This window comes from Micromonospora sp. NPDC048169 (assembly GCF_040652815.1).
Classification (GTDB): domain Bacteria; phylum Actinomycetota; class Actinomycetes; order Mycobacteriales; family Micromonosporaceae; genus Micromonospora.
On the sequence record NZ_JBEZMS010000040.1, the window covers coordinates 1 to 16,479 of the forward strand.

Annotated in this window: 19 protein-coding genes; 14 read left to right on the plus strand and 5 right to left on the minus strand. The window is 74.0% G+C overall.

Features of this window, described 5'->3' with window-relative positions; translation table 11 throughout:
* Positions 1-131: 131 nt before the first annotated feature.
* Complete coding sequence (locus tag AB0D28_RS25400) at positions 132-938, minus strand: hypothetical protein (RefSeq protein WP_357389666.1); 807 nt, start codon at positions 936-938, stop codon at positions 132-134.
* 74 nt (positions 939-1,012) lie between these two features.
* Between AB0D28_RS25400 and AB0D28_RS25405 the strand changes: the two genes are divergently transcribed.
* Both AB0D28_RS25405 and AB0D28_RS25410 read left to right on the plus strand, forming a co-directional pair.
* Positions 1,013-1,957, plus strand: a complete 945-nt coding sequence (locus AB0D28_RS25405) for a Ppx/GppA phosphatase family protein (RefSeq protein ID WP_357389668.1) — start codon at positions 1,013-1,015, stop codon at positions 1,955-1,957.
* Positions 1,958-2,032: 75 nt separating this feature from the next.
* Positions 2,033-2,839, plus strand: coding sequence for a sugar phosphate isomerase/epimerase (locus AB0D28_RS25410; RefSeq protein ID WP_357389670.1), 807 nt, complete (start codon positions 2,033-2,035; stop codon positions 2,837-2,839).
* A 31-nt stretch (positions 2,840-2,870) separates the two neighbouring features.
* Here AB0D28_RS25410 and AB0D28_RS25415 read toward each other — a convergent pair whose 3' ends face one another.
* The 3 genes from AB0D28_RS25415 to AB0D28_RS25425 are packed head-to-tail and all read right to left on the minus strand — an operon-like array spanning position 2,871 to position 4,909.
* Positions 2,871-3,437, minus strand: a complete 567-nt coding sequence (locus AB0D28_RS25415) for a CGNR zinc finger domain-containing protein (protein ID WP_357389672.1) — start codon at positions 3,435-3,437, stop codon at positions 2,871-2,873.
* Positions 3,438-3,456: 19 nt separating this feature from the next.
* Positions 3,457-4,623: a glutathionylspermidine synthase family protein gene (locus AB0D28_RS25420; RefSeq protein ID WP_357389674.1), complete on the minus strand. Its 1,167-nt coding sequence runs from the start codon at positions 4,621-4,623 to the stop codon at positions 3,457-3,459.
* A gap of 1 nt (position 4,624) precedes the next feature.
* Positions 4,625-4,909: a hypothetical protein gene (locus AB0D28_RS25425; protein WP_357389676.1), complete on the minus strand. Its 285-nt coding sequence runs from the start codon at positions 4,907-4,909 to the stop codon at positions 4,625-4,627.
* Between the two features lie 118 nt (positions 4,910-5,027).
* Between AB0D28_RS25425 and AB0D28_RS25430 the strand changes: the two genes are divergently transcribed.
* Entirely contained in the window at positions 5,028-5,948 is a 921-nt protein-coding gene (locus tag AB0D28_RS25430; RefSeq protein WP_357389678.1) for a proline dehydrogenase family protein, read from the plus strand.
* A 1-nt stretch (position 5,949) separates the two neighbouring features.
* Here the strand turns inward: AB0D28_RS25430 and AB0D28_RS25435 are convergent, their stop codons facing one another.
* Positions 5,950-6,354: a VOC family protein gene (locus AB0D28_RS25435; RefSeq protein ID WP_357389680.1), complete on the minus strand. Its 405-nt coding sequence runs from the start codon at positions 6,352-6,354 to the stop codon at positions 5,950-5,952.
* A 76-nt stretch (positions 6,355-6,430) separates the two neighbouring features.
* Between AB0D28_RS25435 and AB0D28_RS25440 the strand changes: the two genes are divergently transcribed.
* From AB0D28_RS25440 to AB0D28_RS25490, 11 genes are all read left to right on the plus strand, one after another.
* Positions 6,431-7,225, plus strand: a complete 795-nt coding sequence (locus tag AB0D28_RS25440; protein WP_357389682.1) for an alpha/beta hydrolase — start codon at positions 6,431-6,433, stop codon at positions 7,223-7,225.
* Positions 7,218-7,787 (plus strand): TetR-like C-terminal domain-containing protein, encoded by a 570-nt coding sequence (locus AB0D28_RS25445; protein ID WP_357389684.1) that lies wholly within the window; start codon positions 7,218-7,220, stop codon positions 7,785-7,787. The genes AB0D28_RS25440 and AB0D28_RS25445 overlap by 8 nt, the downstream gene beginning before the upstream one ends.
* Positions 7,784-8,119 (plus strand): YrdB family protein, encoded by a 336-nt coding sequence (locus tag AB0D28_RS25450; protein WP_357389686.1) that lies wholly within the window; start codon positions 7,784-7,786, stop codon positions 8,117-8,119. Before AB0D28_RS25445 ends, AB0D28_RS25450 begins: the two co-directional genes overlap by 4 nt.
* 116 nt (positions 8,120-8,235) lie before the next feature.
* On the plus strand, positions 8,236-9,858 hold the full coding sequence (locus tag AB0D28_RS25455; RefSeq protein WP_357389688.1) for a hypothetical protein: 1,623 nt from the start codon (positions 8,236-8,238) through the stop codon (positions 9,856-9,858).
* A gap of 29 nt (positions 9,859-9,887) precedes the next feature.
* Positions 9,888-11,285, plus strand: coding sequence for an efflux RND transporter periplasmic adaptor subunit (locus AB0D28_RS25460; protein WP_357389690.1), 1,398 nt, complete (start codon positions 9,888-9,890; stop codon positions 11,283-11,285).
* A complete protein-coding gene (locus tag AB0D28_RS25465) occupies positions 11,282-12,169 on the plus strand; it encodes an ABC transporter ATP-binding protein (RefSeq protein WP_357389692.1) in 888 nt (295 codons plus the stop codon). Before AB0D28_RS25460 ends, AB0D28_RS25465 begins: the two co-directional genes overlap by 4 nt.
* Positions 12,166-13,350 carry an ABC transporter permease gene (locus AB0D28_RS25470; protein WP_357389694.1) on the plus strand — a complete coding sequence of 395 codons (1,185 nt, stop codon included), beginning with the start codon at positions 12,166-12,168 and terminating at the stop codon, positions 13,348-13,350. Before AB0D28_RS25465 ends, AB0D28_RS25470 begins: the two co-directional genes overlap by 4 nt.
* 212 nt (positions 13,351-13,562) lie before the next feature.
* Positions 13,563-13,772: a helix-turn-helix domain-containing protein gene (locus AB0D28_RS25475; protein WP_013288759.1), complete on the plus strand. Its 210-nt coding sequence runs from the start codon at positions 13,563-13,565 to the stop codon at positions 13,770-13,772.
* A gap of 221 nt (positions 13,773-13,993) precedes the next feature.
* Positions 13,994-14,095, plus strand: a complete 102-nt coding sequence (locus AB0D28_RS25480) for an AURKAIP1/COX24 domain-containing protein (protein WP_007465623.1) — start codon at positions 13,994-13,996, stop codon at positions 14,093-14,095.
* Between the two features lie 119 nt (positions 14,096-14,214).
* The gene (locus AB0D28_RS25485) at positions 14,215-15,288 is read left to right on the plus strand and encodes an NAD-dependent epimerase/dehydratase family protein (RefSeq protein WP_357389696.1); all 1,074 of its coding nucleotides are present in this window, start codon (positions 14,215-14,217) and stop codon (positions 15,286-15,288) included.
* A 329-nt stretch (positions 15,289-15,617) separates the two neighbouring features.
* Positions 15,618-16,475, plus strand: coding sequence for a lysophospholipid acyltransferase family protein (locus tag AB0D28_RS25490; RefSeq protein ID WP_357389735.1), 858 nt, complete (start codon positions 15,618-15,620; stop codon positions 16,473-16,475).
* Positions 16,476-16,479 lie beyond the last annotated feature (4 nt).

Sequence of the window (16,479 nt, forward strand, 5' to 3'; positions counted from 1 at the left end):
CGCCCAGACCGTCCAGGTGTCGGCCTACCCCGACCACTACGCCCAGTGGGAGCAGCAGGCCGCCGACCTCGTCGCCGAGCACTGGAACAAGTAAGCGAGACAGGCCGGCACCCCGAACGGGGTGCCGGCCTTCACGCGCTTGCCGGGTGCGGGGCGACCTGGCCCTGGCGCTGCCGGGCGGCGCAGAGCTCGGCGAGCTTCGCGTACGCGGGCGCGCCGATCAGCGCGGTCAGCTCCGGGCCGTACGAGACGTACATCGGGTCGGTGCCGACGTGCGCGTCGGTGGAGGACGTGCACCACCAGTCGAGGTCGTGCCCGCCCGCGCCCCAGCCGCGCCTGTCGAACTCGGCGAGCGTGGAGATCAGCACCTTCGTGTTGTCCGGCCGCTTGTGCCACTCCTGGTCGCGGCGTACCGGCAACTGCCAGCAGACGTCCGGCTTGTACTCCAGCGGGTGCACCCCGTCGCGCAGCGCCTGGGCGTGCAGCGCGCAGCCGCCACCGCCGGGGAAGTCGGCGTCGTTGAGGAACACGCACGGGGCGTCCACGTCGCGGGTGGCGGTACGCCGGGCCGGGGTCTTGCCGTCGACCGTGTCGTTCTCGGTCCAGTTCTTGAACCCGCGCCGGAAGTGCTGCCACGTCTCCGGCGTCAGCCGCTTCACCGCGGCCCGGACCCGCTTCTCGTCGTCGGAGTCGGTGAAGAACGCGCCGTGCGAGCAGCAGCCGTCGGCGGCCCGTCCGGCGATGATGCCGTGGCAGCCCTGGCCGAAGACGCACGTCCAGCGGGACAGGAGCCAGGTGAGGTCGGCGCGGACGACATGCTTCGGGTCGGCCGGGTCGACGAACTCGATCCACTCCCGTGGGAAGTCCAGCCCGACCTCGCGGCTGCGCGGGTCCTCGGGGTCGTCCACCAGCACGTGAAGCTCGATCTGCCCTGTCACTCGGACCAGCGTACGCGCGGTGACCCCGCCCGGCCGTCGAGCCGACGAAACGTGTTGGCCCTAGGGTCTTTCCCATGCGACTGGGTGTCCTCGACGTCGGTTCCAACACGATGCACCTGCTGGTGGTGGACGCCCACCACGGCGCGCATCCCTGGCCGGCGCACTCGGAGAAGGTGGTGCTGCGGCTGGCCGAGCAGATCGGGCCGGACGGCGCGCTCACCGTCGGTGGCGCGGACGGCCTGGTCAAGGCGGTCGGCATGGCCAGGGCGGCGGCGGACGGGCTGGGCGCCGAGGATCTGCTGGCGTTCGCCACGAGCGCGGTCCGCGACGCCACGAACGCCGCCGACGTGCTGGCGCGCGTCCGCGACGAGACCGGCGTACGCCTGGAGGTGCTCTCCGGCGCGGACGAGGCGCGGATGACGTTCCTGGCGGTGCGGCGGTGGTTCGGCTGGTCCGCAGGGCGGCTGCTGGCGATGGACATCGGCGGCGGCTCGCTGGAGCTGGCCGCCGGCATCGACGAGCACCCGGACGTGGCGATCTCGCTGCCGCTCGGCGCGGGGCGGCTCAGCCGGGAGCGGCTCGCCGTCGATCCGGCCGGCGCGGCGCCGCCGCCGGCCGAGGCCGTGGAGGAACTGCGGGCGTACGTGGACGCGCAGCTCGACCCGGTGGTGGAGCAGTTGACAGCGGTGGGCTGGGAGCGTCCGGTCGCCACCTCGAAGACCTTTCGCACGCTGGCCCGGCTGGCCGGAGCGGCACCCTCCGGCGCGGGACTGTGGGCTCGGCGCAGCCTGACCCGTACCGGCCTGCGGCAGGTGCTCGGGTTCATCAGGCACATCCCGCCGGCCCAGCTGCCCGAGCTGGAGGGGGTCAGCGCGCAGCGGGCGCACCAGCTCCTCGCGGGCGCGGTGGTGGCCGAGGCGGTGATGCGCCGGCTCGACGTGGACTGCGTGGACATCTGCCCGTGGGCGCTACGGGAGGGCGTGATCCTGCGCCGGCTGGATCAGCTCGCGCCGATGTGACCGTACGAGCGCTCTGGGTAGTTTTGCGGTTGCTCGTCCCGATGCTCGCTGGCGGTTGGGGCTACCCTCGAAAGCGTGACCTACCGCGTTCCGGTGCTCCTGTCCACGTCCTCGGTCTTTCCCGAACGGACCGCAGCGGCGTTCCAGCTCGCCGCCGAACTCGGCTACGACGGCCTCGAAGTGATGGTCTGGACCGACCCGGTCAGCCAGGACGCGGGCGCGCTGCGCGGCCTCGCCGAGCACTACGGCGTACCGGTGCTGTCGGTGCACGCCCCGTGCCTGCTCGTCACCCAGCGGGTGTGGAGCCCCGACCCGTGGGAGCGGCTGCGCAAGGCCGCCGAGCTGGCCGAGACGCTGGAGGCGCCGACGGTCGTGGTGCACCCGCCGTTCACCTGGCAGCGTGACTACGCGCGCACCTTCGCCGACGGGCTCGACACCATCGCCGGGCAGTTCGGTGGGCTGCACTTCGGGGTGGAGAACATGTACCCCGTGCGGATGGCCGGGCGGCAATTCGTCCCGTACGCGCCGGGCTGGGATCCGACCGAGATCGGGTACGCCTCGTACACGCTCGACCTGTCGCACTGCGCGGCCTCGCACACCGACGCGATGGCGATGGCCGACCGGATGGGCTCCGGGCTGGCACACGTGCACCTGGGCGACGGCACCGGCGAGGGGCGCGACGAGCACCTCGTGCCGGGTCGCGGCGGCCAGCCCTGCGCGGAGATGCTGCGCTCGCTGGCCGGGCGGGGCTTCACCGGCTCGGTGGCGGTGGAGGTGACCACCCGGGGCGCCAAGAGCCGCGCGGTCCGTGAGGCGGACCTGCGGGAGTCGCTGGAGTTCGCCCGGGCGAACCTGACCGCGCCCTCGCCTGTCGACGTCTGACCGCGACGCGTCGCCCCGGCCGGGCGGCGGGTCAGCTCACCGGGGACAGCGGCTGCGCCGGTACGGCCTGCTCGCCGACCGCGGCCCGCTTGCGGGCCCGATGCGCCGCCACGTGGGAGCGGGTGGCGCAGCGCTCGGAGCAGAACCGGCGGCAGCAGTTGGACGAGGTGTCCAGGTAGACGTTGCCGCAGCGGTCGTCGGCGCAGACCCCGAAGCGGGCGCTGCCGTACTCGCAGAGCCACACCGACAGGCCCCAGACGGCACCCGCCAGGTATTCGGCGGAGACCGACGCGCCCCGGCTGGTCACGTGCATGTGCCAGTCGGAGGAGTCGTGGCCGGAGATGCGCGGCTGCACCGGGAACGCCTCCAGCAGCGCGTTCAGCTCCGCCACCGCCTCGTTGTCCCGGCCGGAGGTGCCGTATTCGAAGACGTCCCGGAGGCGCTTCTGCGCCCGCCGGAAGATCGCGAGGTCCCGTTCCGCGACCTCGTCGCGCATCCAGGCGTTCTCGTCCGGGAAGAGGGCCCGCAGGCCGTCGAGGTCGTCCAGCCGGGCGTTGACGAGCTCGACCCCGGTCCGGGCGTACGCGTCGAAGTTCACGACACCAACGGTAGACGACTCACGGCAGACGCGGTGCGTCGATGTAGTGGGGCAGGAACCGCGCGTAACCGTCGGTGATGAGGCTTTCGCTTTCCCGTACGCCCGCGCCGGCCGACTCGCCGTCCACGATCCAGCTGCCGAGCACCGTCCGGTTGCCCTCGAACTCGGGCAACGCGCGGAACTCCTGGAAGCAGAAGCCCTCCTCGCCGTAGATCCCCGGGTTGGTGATCTCCGTGCCGCCGGTCACGATGCGTACCGATCCGCCTTCGCGGCCGAGCAGCGGCTTGGCCACGTACTCGGTCATGCCGCGCGGCGAGTCCAGGTACGCGGGCAGCAGGTACTCGTGCCCGGGGTACAGCTCCCAGAGCACCGCGAGCAGCGCCTTGTTCGACAGCAGCAGCTTCCAGGCCGGCTCGATCCAGGTGGTGGGCGTGCCGGGGTCGAGCGCCGGCCGCCCGTACGGCTCGGCGAGCATCCACTCCCATGGGTAGAGCTTGAAGCAGGTGGTGATCGGCCGGTCGTCGGCGTCGACGAAGCGCCGCCCGTCCCAGCCGACCCGCTGGATCGGCATGAGCGTCACGTCCAGCCCGGCCTGGCGGGCCGTCTCGGCCAGGTAACCCGCGGTGATCTGGTCCTCGCCCGACTCCTCCTCGGAGGACCAGAGCACGTGCGCCCGCGGCTCGTGCAGCCCGGCGCCGATCTTGGCCCAGGCGCCGACGAGGCGTTCGTGCAGGCTGTTCCACTGGTCCGCGTCCGGGCGGGTGTGCTCCAGCCAGTACCACTGCACGATGCTCGCCTCGACCAGCGCGGTCGGGGTGTCGGCGTTGTACTCCAGCATCTTCGGCGGCCCGCTGCCGTCGTACCAGAGGTCGAACCGGCCGTAGAGCGTCGGCGGGGACTCGCGCAGCGAGCGTGCGACCGCCTCGGCGGCCCACTCGGGGATGCCGAACTCGGCGTACCGGTTGCGGGCCACCACGTGCTCGGCGGCGGCCACCGACATCCGGTGCAACTCCTCGGTGGCCTCCTCCAGCCGGAGCACCTCGTCCAGCGTGAACGCGTACGCCGCCGTCTCGTCCCAGTACGACATGATCTCGCCGTCGGGCAGCTCGGTGTCGACGTACACCAGGCCCTGGGCCCGGATGGTCTCGTCCCAGCCGGGGCGCGGCGTGCTCGCCTCGCGACGCACGTCAGCCGCCGCAGGAGGCGAGGTGGGTGCCGAAGCCGCCGCGTTCGGGCAGCGCGGAGGTCGTCGGGAACGCCTCGCCGCGCGCGCCGGTGGTGGCCGTCGCCGCCGGTACGCGCTGGGCGACGGCGACGACGTCGCCGCCCCCGCCGGCCGGGCCGAGCGCGCAGTCGTCATCGTCGTCGTCGTAACCGTTGTTGCAGCCGGAGAGCGCGAGGGCCAGCGCGGTCAGCGCGCCGAGCTGCACGGAGGCCGAGCGGAGCCGGCGCCGGGGGTGTCGTCGATCCACGTGAACGTTGTAGCCGATCCTCGCCAGCCGGGGGTGCCCGGCCCAGGTCGGAGGAGGGTGCGGGGCGGGCCTCGGACGTACCCGGCGGGGGTCCGGTGGTGAGCGTTACGCTCGGCTCATGCTCCGTTCCGTCATCCTCGCCGCCTCCCGGTCTTCCCAGGTGGAGCGGCTCGTCGCGACGGCCCCGTTCACCCGGGACGTCGTCCGCCGGTTCGTCGCCGGCGCCGCCACCGACGACGCGCTGCGCGCCACCCGCGAGCTGGTCGCCGACGGCCAAGCGGTCACCCTCGACTACCTGGGCGAGGACACCACCACCCCGGAGCAGGCGAATGCCACCCGGGACGAATACCTCACGCTGCTGAGTCGCCTCGCCGCCGCCGGGCTCACCCCGGGCGCCGAGGTCAGTGTGAAGCTGTCCGCGCTGGGCCAGATGTTCGACGAGCAGTTGGCGTACGACAACGCGCGGGCGATCTGCGCGGCGGCCGACGCGGCGGGCACCACAGTCACGCTGGACATGGAGGACCACACCACCACCGACTCGACGCTGGACATCCTGGCGAAGCTGCGCAAGGACCACCCGTCGACGGGCGCGGTGCTCCAGGCGTACCTGCGTCGGACCGAGTCGGACTGCCGGGAGCTGGCCTCGGCCGGGTCGCGGGTGCGGTTGTGCAAGGGCGCGTACAAGGAGCCGGAGTCGGTGGCCTACCAGTCCGCCCGCGAGGTGGACAAGTCGTACGTGCGCTGCATGAACGTGCTGATGTCCGGCGACGGCTACCCGATGCTGGCCACGCACGACCCGCGGCTGATCGCGATCGGGGAGGACCGGGCCCGCTGGTTCGACCGCGACCCGGCCCGGTTCGAGTTCCAGATGCTCTACGGCATCCGCCCGGAGGAGCAGCAGCGCCTGGTCGGCGAGGGTTACACGGTGCGGACGTACGTCCCCTACGGCGACCAGTGGTACGGCTACCTGATGCGCCGGCTCGCGGAGCGCCCGGCCAACCTGGCGTTCTTCGGCCGCGCGGTGCTGTCGAAGAAGTGAGTCAGTCGTTCGACCAGGCCCGGGTGCACAGCACGAGGCGGTAGCCGTCCGGGTCGGCGAACGTGACGCCCCACCTGTCCCAGTACGGGCCGGCGGAGACCCTGGTCCCGCCGGCCCGTTCCAGTCTCGGGACCAGCTCGTCGTCGGCCGGGCCGTCGAGGTAGAGCACGACCAGGTCCTCCTCGGCGGGTCGCGGGCCGCCGGCCAGCGCCGGACCGCCGACCAGTTCCAGGTGCCAGCCCGCCCCGGGCAGCCCGAGCATCACCAGGTCGTGCTCGTCCGCGTGACCGCCCTCGCTCCGGTAGAGCACGTCCAGGCCCAGCCCCTGCGTCCAGAACCGTTCGGCGGTGGCGAGGTCGCGGCTCGGGCGGGCGAGGCGTACGTGGGTGTCGGCGGTGATCGGCATGCCCGGGATCGTGCGACCTCATCCCGGGTTGAGGTCAAGCTTGACGGCGATGGCTAATACCATTAGCTTCACGGCTATGACGGTTAGCCAGGTGGCGCGGGACGGCGGCACGATCGCGTACGAGGTGCACGGGTCAGGACCGCTCGTGGTCCTCTCGCACGGCATGGGGGAGAACCGGGCGGCCTTCCGCCACCTGACGCCCCGGCTGGTCGCGGCCGGTTACCGGGTCGCCTCGGTCGACGTACGCGGGCACGGCGACTCCAGCCCGCACTGGCCCACGTACGCCCCCGAGCAGGTCGGCGGCGACCTGCTCGCCGTGGTACGGGCACTCGGCGGCGAGCCCGCCACCCTGGTCGGCAGCTCCTCCAGCGCCGCCGCCGTGGTCTTCGCCGCCGCCGAGGCGCCCGAACTGGTGAGCGGCCTCGTGCAGGTCAGTCCGTTCGTCGGCACGCCGAAGCCGAACCCGCTGATGCGTGTCGCGCAGGCGGCAGTGCTGCGCAGCCCTCGGCTGTTCGGGCTGTTCCACCGCACGCTGTTCCCCTGCGGGCGGCCGGCCGACGACGCCGCGTACCGCAAGGAGCTGGTCGCCAAGCTGCGCGGCCGGATGGCCGCGGTGCGCGGCGTGATCGCACCGGCCGACCCGCACTGGACCGCCCGCGCCCCCGAGGTGCGCCGCCCGGTGCTGGTGCTGATGGGTACGAAGGACCCGGACTTCCCCGACCCGGGCGCCGAGGCGCGGGCCGCGCGCCGGCTGTTCGCCGTGGCCGAGGCCCGGATGGTCGCCGACTCCGGGCACTACCCGCACGCCGACCAGCCCGACGCCACCGCCGCCGACCTGGTCGAGTTCCTGGCGGTGACCGCACGTGCCTAGGGCCGGCCTGACCCCGGCGACTGTGGTGCGGGAGGCCGCCGCGCTCGCCGACGAGGTCGGTTACGAGCGGCTGACCCTTGCCGCGCTCGCGGCCCGGCTCGGCGTCGCGCTGCCGAGCCTCTACAAGCACGTCCGGGGCGCGGACGCGCTGCACCAGAAGCTGGCTGTGCTCGCCACCGCCGAGATCGCCGACGTGCTCACGGCCGCCGCCGCCGGTCGCTCCGGCGGCGACGCGTTGCGCGCCGTCGCCGCCGCCTACCGGGAGTACGCGCGGCGGCACCCCGGCCGCTACCCGGCCGCCCAGCGCGCACCCGACCCGGCCGACCCCGACCACCTGGCCGCCGGGGAGCGCGCGGTCGGCGCGATCCGCGCCATCCTGCTCGGGTACGGCCTCGACGGCGACGCCGCCACCGACGCCATCCGGATGTTCCGGGCCGCCGTGCACGGCTTCGTCGCGCTGGAGGCGGCAGGCGGCTTCGGGCTGCCCCGCGACACCGACCGTTCCTTCGGCGAGCTGGTCGCCGGCCTGGACCGTGCCTACCTCTCCTGGGAGAACCGATGAAGGCGCTGCTGCTCGGCGTGATCTTCCTGCTGGAACTGGCCCTGCTGGGCTCGGCCGGATACTGGGGCTTCACGCTCGGCGCCGGCTGGCCGGTACGCCTGCTGGCGGGGCTCGGGACGCCGCTGGTGATCGCCGTGGTGTGGGGGTTGTTCTGCTCGCCGCGTGCCACTGTGACGTTGCCCGACCCGGCCAAGCTCGCCGTCCAGGCCGCCTGCTTCGTCACCGGCGGCGTGCTGCTGACCTTGGCCGGCCACGCGGTTCCCGGAGTCGCCCTGGTGGCTCTATGGACCGCAGACAAGACCGCGTTGACGCTGACAGGCACCCCGATCTGAGAAATCTTGGAAGGATTCGGCCCCTATGGGGGCCCTTTCGTACCAAGATCTCGGGGCGCGGCGGAACCGGGGCGGGGCTCTTTCCCGGAACGCCCGATTGGTCGTACCCTTCGCCGGTGACCGACGGCGACGAGCAGCCTCCCGGCCGGGCGACGGACGGCGACGAGTCTCGTCCCACCGCCGGCATGGCCGACGCGAGCGCTGACAAGGCGAGCGCCGCTGACGTGAGCGCCGCTGACGCCGACTTCGCTGCCGACGCGAGCGCCGCCGATCTCAAGGCCGACGCCGACGCCAGCGCTGATGACACCCGCGCCGAGGCCGCCCACGCCGCTGACACCAGCGCCGCCCCCGTCGTGGTGGACGTCCCCGTCTACGCACCGGCACCGGCTGCGGCTGCGGCACCGGCACCGGCTGCGGTGTCGTCGCCGTACCCCGTCACCGTCGCGGAGCCGTACCCTGTACCGCCGGCGCAGCCGGACCCGGCGCGGACAGTGCCGGGACGACGGCGGTGGGCGCTCTGGACCGCGCTCGGACTCGCGCTCGGCCTGGTGGCGGGCGCGGTGCCCGGCGTACTCCTGCGGGAGCCGCCACCGGACGCGGCCGGGCGGACGGCCGCGAAGGACGACCCGGGCACGGCGGCGCAGCGGCGGCTCGGCGAGCGGATGCTCGCGCTGCTGGACCGGCAGGCCACCGCCCTCGTCGGCGCGGACCGGGCCGGCTTCCTCGCGGTCGCCGAACCGGCGGCCCGGGCGGGGCTGACCCGCCGGTACGAGGCGCTGCGGGCGCTGCGCGTCACCACCTGGCGGTCGACGGCCGACGGGGTGCCGGCGGCGGTCGACGGCAAGCCGGGGGAGTGGCGGTTCGTGGTCACAGTCGGCTACTGCTTCGTGGTGCTCGACTGCGCGCCGAGCACGGTGGAACTCGGCACGCGCTGGCGGCTGACGGGGGAGGAGCCCCGGCTGGCCGCCGTGGACCCGTCCGCCACGGACCCGGCGGGCGTGCGCCCGTGGCAGGTGAGCGACCTCGCGGTGGCGGTCGGCAAGCGGGTCGTGGTGGCCACCACGCCCGCCCAGCGGCGCCGGCTGCCCGGCCTGCTCGCCCAGGCCGAGACCGCCGCCCTGGCCGCCGACCGGTACGCGATCGGCGGGACGCCGCCGGACCGGTATCTCGTCTACTACGCCGGGAAGGGCGAGTGGCAGCGCTGGTACGGCGGCGGCCGGCCGAAGTGGACCGCGGGGTACGCGGTGGGCGTCGGCGGGGGACGGCACGACGTCGTGCTCAACGCCCAGATCGTCACCCCGGCCGGCATCGACGACCTGCTCCGGCACGAGCTGACCCATGCCGCCTCGCTGCCCGACCGGGGCTACGCCGACCGCGCGGACTGGTGGCTGGTGGAAGGGCTGGCCGAGTACGCCGGGGCCGACGGCCAGCCCGTGCACCGCTACGACGGCCTGGCCGAGGTGCGGAAGCTGCTGCGCGGCGGGTGGTCCGGGCGGCTGGACGCGGTGGCGCCTGCCGACGACGCCGGCGACGACCGGGTCGGCGGTGCCTACGGCGTCAGCTACCTGGCCGTACGCCATCTGGTCGACAGGTACGGCGAACAGCGGATGCTGGACTTCTACCGGGCCGTCGTGCACCAGGGCCGGTCCCCGGCGCAGGCCGCCGACGAGGTGTTCGGCGACCCGTGGTCGATGCTGCACGACGACTGCGTGGCCTATGTGCGTGGCGTGGTCGGCTGACACGTCGACGTCTGTCGACGGGTCGTAGCATGGGCCGGGTGGCCCGCACCTCCTCGCCGCGGCTGCCCGCGGCCCGCCGCCCCCGTCTCGTCACCGCGGTGCTCGCCGTCGTCGCGCTGACCGGCACGACCGCCGCGTCCTGCGGCGACGACGCCCCGGCGGTGACGGTCGCCCAGGTCTCCCGCGCGCCGGTGAGCGAGGTGATCGACGCTCCGGCCACCGTCACCGCGCGAGCCGCGGCCACCCTCACCGCACCCGCCGACGGCACGCTCGCCCGCCTGCGGGTGCAGCCGGGACAGCGGGTGGCCCGGGGGCAGGTGCTCGCGGTGATCGACTCGCCGTCGGCCCGGGACCGCCTGGCGAAGGCGCGGGACGCGCTGCGCGCGGCGAAGCGGGCCGGGCGGGGCACCGGCACCGGCGACCTGGGCGGCAGCCGGCGCGGCACCGACCGGGCCGCCGACGAGGCGTTCGCCGCCGCCCGCACCGCCGCCGGCAGGGTCGGCGACCCGCGGGTACGCGCGGCGCTGCTGCTCCAGGTCCAGTCGGCGCAGCGACAGTACGAGTCGGCTGCCCGCGCCGCCGACCGGGCCGTCGCGCAGGTGCAGCGCGGGGTGGCCGGCCTGAACAGCGCCGTCGGCGCGCTGTCGGCCGCGCAACGACTCCAGGCCCAGCAGGCGTACGACCTGGCGAAGGCGACTGTGGACGCGCTGACGTTGCGCGCCCCGATCGCCGGTGTGGTGCAGCCGGGCGGCACCCGGTCGGCGGCGCCGGCCGACCTGGCCGGGCTGCTCGGTGCGGCGGGTGGCGCCGGGGTGCCCGGTCTCGACCCGTCGGCGCTGGGCGGTGGCGGGCAGGGCGGTCCGCCGCCGGGCGTTGACGACGCGATTCCGGCCGGGGGCCGGGTCACCGCCGGCACCCCGGTGCTCACCGTCGTGGACATCGGCCGGCTCGGCCTGCTCGCCGAGGTGGACGAGACCGACGTGCTGCTGGTCCGGGCCGGGGTGCCCGCGTCGGTCGAGCTGGACGCGGTGACCGGCGCGACGTACGAGGCGACGGTGCGGTCGGTCGACGTGCTGCCGAGCAGTTCGGCCCGGGGCGGCGTCACCTACCGGGTCCGGCTCGACCTGGGCGCCGGCCGCCTCGGTGAGGCCGAGGCCGCGCCGGCGCCCCGCCCCGGCATGAACGCCGTGGTGCGGCTGCGGGTGCGGGAGGCGGCCGACGCGGTGGCGGTGCCGGCGTCGGCGGTGTTCTCCGCCGACGGGCGGGACGCGGTCTGGGTGCTGCGCGACGGCCGGGCCGACCGGGTGCCGGTGACGGTCGGCGTGCAGGGGCAGGACCTGGTGCAGATCGTCGACGGCGTACGGGCCGGTGACCGGGTGGTGGTGCGCGGCGCCGACCAGGTGCGCGACGGCCAGGAGCTGCCGTGACCGTACCGGCGGTCGAGGCGGTCGACGTCTGGCGCACGTACGAGCTGGACGGGGTGTCGGTGTCCGCGCTGCGCGGGGTGTCGCTCACCATCGACCAGGGCGAGTACGTGGCGGTGATCGGGCCGTCCGGCTCGGGCAAGTCGACGCTGATGCACCTGCTCGGCGGGCTGGACCGGCCCAGCGGCGGCCGGCTGGTGATCGGCGGGCGGGACGTGACCACGCTCACCGCGCCGGAGCTGGCGACGCTGCGCAACGAGACGATCGGCTTCGTGTTCCAGGCGTTCCACCTGCTGGCCCGTACGTCGGCAGTGGACAACGTGGCGTTGCCGTTGGTCTACCGGGGTGTCGGGGCGCGGCAGCGGCGGGAGCGCGCGGCGGCGATGCTGGGCCGGGTCGGGCTCGGCCACCGGCTGCACCACCGGCCCAACCAGCTCTCCGGCGGTGAGCAGCAGCGGGTGGCGATCGCCCGGGCGCTGGTCACCGAACCGGCGGTGCTGCTCGCCGACGAGCCGACCGGCAACCTGGACAGCGCCACCGGCGAGGCGGTGCTGGAGCTGCTGGAACGGCTGAACGCCGAGTCCGGGGTGGCGCTGGTGATGGTGACCCACGACCAGGAGGTGGCTGCCCGGGCACACCGGCGGATAGCGGTACGGGACGGGCTGATCCGGTCCGACAGCGCTCATGATCGACCGCTGTCGGACGGATCCGGCGGACCTGCGACACTGGACCCCGCTCCCAGCGCGGAGCCCCGGTCCGCGTCCGGAAGCGGCCCGGGGCACCCGTCCGGTGGCCCCGGTGGCGCCATCGGGGCCACCGGGCGCCTTCCGCGGGCCGAGGAGCGCCTACCGGCCGAGGGCCGCCGCCGACAGGGCGGCGCCGGATGAGGCTTGCCGAGGCGTGGCGGGTGGCGTCGGACGCGTTGCGGGCCAACCGGCTGCGCAGCCTGCTCACCATGCTCGGGGTGATCATCGGGGTGGCCTCGGTGGTGATCCTGGTGGCCATCGGCACCGGCACGAAACAGCAGGTCGAGCAGCAGGTCGAAGGACTCGGATCGAATTTGCTGCTGGTGGTGCCGGGCCGCATCGAGGTGGGCAACGCGCCTGTGGTGTCGCCGCTGGACCTCGGCGACGCCGACGCGGTCTCCCGGGTGGTCGGCGACCCCGGCCGGGTCGCCGTCACGGTGGCCTCCGGCGCGACCGCGCGGGCCGGCAACCGGTCCGACTTCACTACGGTGCAGGGCGTGCTGGAGACCACCCCGTCGGTGTTCACCAGGTCGCTGTCGCGGGGCCGCTACCTCACCGGGGCGGACGTGGACACCAGCCGCCGGGTGGCGGTGCTCGGCGACTCGGTGGCCCGGGCGCTCTTTCCCGACCGGGACCCGCTCGGCCAGCAGGTCACGCTGGCCGGTGTGCGGTTCCGGGTGATCGGCGTCTTCGCCCCGCTCGGCCAGAGCCTCGGCGTGGACCGGGACGACGAGGTGCACGTACCGGTGACGGCGGCGCAACGGCTCTGGGGCACGCAGCGCATCGACGGCATCGCGGTCAAGGCACCGGACCGGGAACGGATCGACGAACTCGGCGACCGGATCGTCGCGGAGCTGTCCCGCCGGCACCCGGACACCGAGTTCAGCGCCGTCACCCAGCGGCAGATCCTCGGTGTGCTCGGCGACATCCTGGGCGTCCTGACCGGCGTACTGGCCGCCATCGCGGGCATCTCGCTGCTGGTCGGCGGCGTCGGCGTCTCGAACATCATGCTGGTCTCGGTACGCGAGCGGACCCGCGAGATCGGCCTGCGCAAGGCGGTGGGCGCCCGCCCTCGCGACATCGGCGTGCAGTTCCTGCTGGAGGCGGTGCTGCTCACCTCGGTCGGCGGCCTGGCCGGGATGGCGCTGGGCGTGGGCACCGCGCTGCTCGTGGACGCGTTCTCGCCGATCCCGGCGGCGATCACCTGGTGGTCGCTGGCGCTGGCGTTCGGCGTCTCCGCGGCGGTCGGCATCGTCTTCGGCGTGGTGCCGGCACAGCGGGCCGGACGGCTCGACCCGGTGGTGGCGCTGCGCGCCGAGTGAACACCGGTGGCGGATTCGGACGAGACACCCGTCCGGGCGAAAAAGCCCTGGTGGACATCGGGTGAACGGCTGTCCCGCCATGATCAAAGGGTGGAAGGGATCGCGCAGGTCACAGCCGTCCCGCTACCGTACTGGTAACACGCGCGTCGCTCGTCGAGGCGGAAGCACCTGCCCGGTGACACGCGCCGGGCACGGGAATGGGTCGGTGAGCCATGGCCGGGTCGCAGTCCGACGCACGACTGTCGGATGTCAGGTTCCTGACCGTCGCCGAGGTGGCGACGGTCATGCGGGTCTCCAAGATGACCGTCTACCGTCTCGTGCACAGCGGTGAGCTGACCGCGGTGCGGGTTGGCCGGTCGTTCCGGGTGCCCGAGCACGCCGTGCACGAATACCTCAGGGGCGCCTTCCAGGAGTCCGCCTGAGCCCTCGGCGCCCGGTCCGCCCGAGTGCGACGAAAGGGGCATCGACGGGGGCGCGTTGGTCCTGCTGACGCACTCCGGTTAGGCTGGACCACGACCGTGATCGCCCTCTGGTGTGCCCTGCCCACCACGCTGGTCCGGTCCGTTGTCCGCAAGCGGTCAGGATGCCACCTCGCGGTGGTGTTCTCCGGTCCGCCCCGCACGTTGCATCGAAAGGCTGTCGTATGGGCTCGGTGGTCAAGAAGCGCCGCAAGCGCATGGCTAAGAAGAAGCACCGCAAGCTGCTGCGCAAGACCCGCGTCCAGCGTCGCCGTCTCGGCAAGTGACCGGGCCGGGCTCCGGCCCGGCACCCGGCACCACTTGCCAACTGTCGACCCTCGGAGGCTCAGGTGATCAGGCCGTGGACGTCCCGGCTCGATCCCGCCTGCCGCGCTAGGCGCTCGACATGACCCCCGGTGACACCTCCGGTGCCCCGGGGGTCGTCGTCGTGACCGGGGTCGGTCGCTGGCTCGGCGCCCACGTGGCCGCCCGGCTCGCCGCCGACGAGCGGATCGAGCGCGTCATCGGCGTCGACCCGGCGCCGCCCAACCCCGAGCTGGCCGACCTGCTCTCCGACGTCGAGCGGATCCGCCTGGACCTCGACTCGCTCGGTGGCCTCCTGCTCGACCTCGACGTCGACACGGTGGTGCACCTGGCGCTGGTCAGCGCCCCCGACCCGCAGCAGGGCGGCCGGGCGGGGATGAAGGAACAGAACGTCATCGGCACCATGCAGCTGCTCGCCGCCGCGCAGCGCGCGCCCCGGCTGCGCAAGCTCGTGGTCCGCTCGTCCACCGCCGCGTACGGGGTGTCGTTCCGGGATCCGGCCGTCTTCACCGAGGAGACCGAGCCGCGCGAGGTGCCGCGCGGCGGTTTCGGCCGCGACATACTCGACATCGAGGGGTACGTCCGCGGGTTCCGCCGCCGCCGTCCCGACGTCACCGCGACGGTGCTGCGGTTCGCGCCGTTCATCGGGTACGCCGCCGACACCACGCTCACCCGCTACTTCTCCCAGCCCGTGGTGCCCACCGTCTTCGGCCGCGACCCGCGCCTGCAGTTCGTGCACTTCGACGACGCGCTGGAGGTGCTGCACCGGTCCGTCGCCGAGGACCACCCGGGCACCTACAACGTGGCCGGGCCGGGGGTGCTGTCGCTGTCGCAGGCGATCCGCCGGGCCGGTCGGGTGGCGGTGCCGGTCCTGGAACCGGGGCTGGCCGGGGTCGCCGCGGTGGCCCGCAGTCTGGGCTTCGGCCGGTACGGCTTGGACCAGGTGGATCTCTTCGTGCACGGTCGGGTGGTGGACACCAGCCGACTGGAGCGGGAGTACGGCTTCACGCCCCGCTCGACCGCCGCCGCGTTCGAGGACTTCATCCGCGCCCACCACGGCGGCGTCGTGGTCACCCGCGACCAGTTGGCCGCCGCCGAGCAGTTGGTGCTGGAGAGCATCAGGCAGGTCCGGTCGACCGTACGGGAGCGTTCGTGAGCAGCCCCGACGAGCGGCGTGACGCGCGCTACGACGTACCGCTGGAGTTGCCGGATCCGGGCGCGGAGCCGGCGCGGCGCAACGGGCACCGGCGGGTGACCGCGCCGTCCGCCCGCCCGGCGGCGCCGCCGGACGAGCCGGACACCTCCGCCGACGAGCCGGGCGTCGCCGCCGGCGCGGGCGTTCCGGGCCCGGCCACGCCGCACCAGGCCGCGAAGAAGACTGTGGCGAAGAAGACGGTCGCCAAGAAGGCCGTGGCGAAGAAGGCCGTCGCGCCGCAGGCACCCGCGGACGAGGCGTCGACCGACGCCGCGCCGTCGGGGCCGGCGGTGGCCGACCGGCCGGGGGACCAGTGGGACCGCCGGGTGGCCAAGGGGCTGGCGTTCCTGCGGCGGCGGCTGGCCGGCGACTACGAGGTGGACGAGTTCGGCTTCGACCCCGACCTGACCGACGCGGTGGTCCACCCGCTGGTCCGGCTGCTCTACCGGGACTGGTTCCGCACCGAGGTCACCGGCCTCGAGCACGTGCCCGCCGACGGCGCCGGCCTGGTCGTCGGCAACCACTCCGGCACTGTGGCGCTCGACGCGCTGATCCTCTCCACCGCACTGCACGACCGGCACCCGGCGCACCGCTACCTGCGGCTGCTCGGCGCCGACCTGGTCTTCCGGATGCCCGTCGTCTCGGAGATAGCGCGCAAGACCGGCGGCACCGTCGCGTGCAACCCGGACGCGGAGCGGCTGCTCGGCAACGGCGAACTGGTGGGCGTGTTCCCGGAGGGCTTCAAGGGCGTCGGCAAGCTCTACGCCGACCGCTACAAGCTCCAGCGCTTCGGCCGGGGCGGGTTCGTCTCCGCCGCGCTGCGCACCGGCACGCCGATCGTGCCGGTGGCGATAGTGGGCGGCGAGGAGATCTATCCGATGCTGGCCGACATCAAGCCGCTGGCCCGGCTGCTCAAACTGCCGTACTTCCCGGTCACGCCGACGTTCCCCTGGCTGGGGCCGCTGGGCATGGTGCCGCTGCCGAGCAAGTGGCTGATCGAGTTCTGCCCGCCGATCCCGACCGCGCACCTGCGGGACGCCGCCGACGACCCGCTTGTGGTGTTCAACCTCGCCGACCAGGTGCGGGAGACGATCCAGCAGACGCTGCACAAGCTGCTCGAACGTCGGCCGGACCCGTTCGGCCCCTGAGCCG